Source organism: Carboxydocella sporoproducens DSM 16521 (genome assembly GCF_900167165.1).
GTDB lineage: Bacteria > Bacillota.
In genome coordinates this window covers 1-2,779 of sequence record NZ_FUXM01000073.1, presented here as the reverse complement: position 1 = coordinate 2,779, position 2,779 = coordinate 1, and the positions used below count along the sequence as shown (strand labels likewise).

The following is a 2,779-nucleotide window of genomic DNA, read 5'->3' as shown; positions in this document are numbered from 1 at the left end:
AAAGAGCATTATCATATTCTAGTGATGTATGAGGGTAATAAATCTTATGAACAGATAAAAATAATTACAGAAGAATTGAATGCGACTATTCCGCAGATTGCAGGAAGTGTGAAAGGTCTTGTGAGATATATGCTTCACATGGACGATCCTAATAAATTTAAATATCAAAAAGAAGATATGATAGTTTATGGCGGTGTAGATGTTGATGAATTATTAAAGAAAACAACAACAGATAGATATAAATTAATTAAAGAAATGATTGAGTTTATTGATGAACAAGGAATCGTAGAATTTAAGAGTTTAATGGATTATGCAATGAAGTTTAAATTTGATGATTGGTTCCCGCTTTTATGTGATAACTCGGCGTATGTTATTCAAGAATATATAAAATCAAATCGGTATAAATCTGACCGATAGATTTTGAATTTAAGAGTGTCACAAGACACTCTTTTTTCGCACCAGCGAAAACTGGTTTAAGCCGACTGCGCAAAAGACATAATCGATTCACAAAAAATAGGCACACGAAAAACAAGTTAAGGGATGCAGTTTATGCATCCCTTAACTTACTTATTAAATAATTTATAGCTATTGAAAAGAGATAAGAATTGTTCAAAGCTAATATTGTTTAAATCGTCAATTCCTGCATGTTTTAAGGAATTGTTAAATTGATTTTTTGTAAATATTTTCTTGTATTCTTTGTTAACCCATTTCATAACGAAATAATTATACTTTTGTTTATCTTTGTGTGATATTCTTGATTTTTTTCTACTTAATCTGATAAGTGAGCTATTCACTTTAGGTTTAGGATGAAAATATTCTCTTGGAACCATACTTAATATAGAAATATCAACTTCTGCCATTAAAAGTAATGCCAATGAGCGTTTTGTATTTAATAATCTTTTAGCAAACCCGTATTCCACGATTAAATAAATCTCATTAGCTATACTATCAAAAACAATTTTGCGTATTATATCCGTACTTATGTTATAAGGTATATTACCATATATTTTATAGGATTGGTTTTTAGGAAATTTAAACTGCAATATATCCTTGTTTAAAACTTGGAAATTATCGTGATCAACAAGTTTATTTTCTGTAGTTTTGCATAATTTATGGTCTATTTCAATGGCAGTTACGAAATTACACCTCTTTACTAATTCAAGGGTAAAATGGCCTTTTCCTGAGCCGATTTCAAAGATATTATCATGTTCATTTAATCTTATATTTGTCATTATTTTATCTATATTATGTTTTGAAGTAATAAAGTTTTGACTGTGTTTTATATTTTTCTCGTTCATTATATCCCTCTTTAATTTGGTTATATGAATTTTGCTTATTAACGATTCATTATAACCACTTATTTTTTGTTTGGTTGATAATGAACTGTGCTGATTACAAAAATACTAAAAATGCCCATATTTTTTCCTCCTTATAAAATTAGTATAATTATAGCACGAGCTCTGATAAATATGAACATGATGAGTGATCGTTAAATTTATACTGCAATCGGATGCGATTATTGAATAAAAGATATGAGAGATTTATCTAATTTCTTTTTTCTTGTAAAAAAAGAAAGTTCTTAAAGGTTTTATAGTTTTGGTCGTAGAGCACACGGTTTAACGACTTAATTACGAAGTAAATAAGTCTAGTGTGTTAGACTTTATGAAATCTATATACGTTTATATATATTTATTATCCGGAGGTGTAGCATGTCTCATTCAATTTTGAGGGTTGCCAGAGTTAAAGGATCAAGTAATACAAACGGGATACAAAGACATAATCAAAGAGAGAATAAAAACTATAATAATAAAGACATAAATCATGAGGAAACATATAAAAATTATGATTTGATTAACGCACAAAATATAAAGTATAAAGATAAAATTGATGAAACGATTGATGAGAATTATTCAGGGAAACGTAAAATTCGGTCAGATGCAATTCGACATGTGGACGGACTGGTTACAAGTGATAAAGATTTCTTTGATGATTTAAGCGGAGAAGAAATAGAACGATTTTTTAAAGATAGCTTGGAGTTTCTAGAAAATGAATACGGTAAGGAAAATATGCTGTATGCGACTGTCCATCTGGATGAAAGAGTCCCACATATGCACTTTGGTTTTGTCCCTTTAACAGAGGACGGGAGATTGTCTGCAAAAGAACAGTTAGGCAACAAGAAAGACTTTACTCAATTACAAGATAGATTTAATGAGTATGTGAATGAGAAAGGTTATGAACTTGAAAGAGGCACGTCCAAAGAGGTTACAGAACGAGAACATAAAGCGATGGATCAGTACAAGAAAGATACTGTATTTCATAAACAGGAACTGCAAGAAGTTAAGGATGAGTTACAGAAGGCAAATAAGCAGTTACAGAGTGGAATAGAGCATATGAGGTCTACGAAACCCTTTGATTATGAAAATGAGCGTACAGGTTTGTTCTCTGGACGTGAAGAGACTGGTAGAAAGATATTAACTGCTGATGAATTTGAACGCCTGCAAGAAACAATCTCTTCTGCAGAACGGATTGTTGATGATTACGAAAATATTAAGAGCACAGACTATTACACAGAAAATCAAGAATTAAAAAAACGTAGAGAGAGTTTGAAAGAAGTAGTGAATACATGGAAAGAGGGGTATCACGAAAAAAGTAAAGAGGTTAATAAATTAAAGCGAGAGAATGATAGTTTGAATGAGCAGTTGAATGTATCAGAGAAATTTCAAGATAGTACAGTGACTTTATATCGTGCTGCGAGGGCGAATTTCCCTGGGTTTGAGAA

At 30.8% G+C, this 2,779-nt stretch carries 4 protein-coding genes; 2 read left to right on the top strand and 2 right to left on the bottom strand.

Annotated elements, in window-relative coordinates:
* Positions 1-417: Rep family protein (locus B5D20_RS13460; protein ID WP_143311886.1), on the top strand; the 417-nt coding region annotated here is incomplete at its 5' end.
* 146 nt (positions 418-563) lie between these two features.
* Here the strand turns inward: B5D20_RS13460 and erm(C) are convergent.
* Both erm(C) and ermCL read right to left on the bottom strand, forming a co-directional pair.
* Entirely contained in the window at positions 564-1,298 is a 735-nt protein-coding gene (gene erm(C) / locus B5D20_RS13455) for a 23S rRNA (adenine(2058)-N(6))-methyltransferase Erm(C) (RefSeq protein WP_007410443.1), read from the bottom strand.
* 59 nt (positions 1,299-1,357) lie between these two features.
* Positions 1,358-1,417, bottom strand: coding sequence for a 23S rRNA methylase leader peptide ErmCL (gene ermCL, locus B5D20_RS13760; RefSeq protein WP_002497446.1), 60 nt, complete (start codon positions 1,415-1,417; stop codon positions 1,358-1,360).
* Positions 1,418-1,709: 292 nt separating this feature from the next.
* Here ermCL and mobV point away from each other — a divergent pair.
* A partial coding sequence (gene mobV / locus B5D20_RS13450; protein WP_078666704.1) for a MobV family relaxase occupies positions 1,710-2,779 on the top strand: 1,070 nt, incomplete at its 3' end.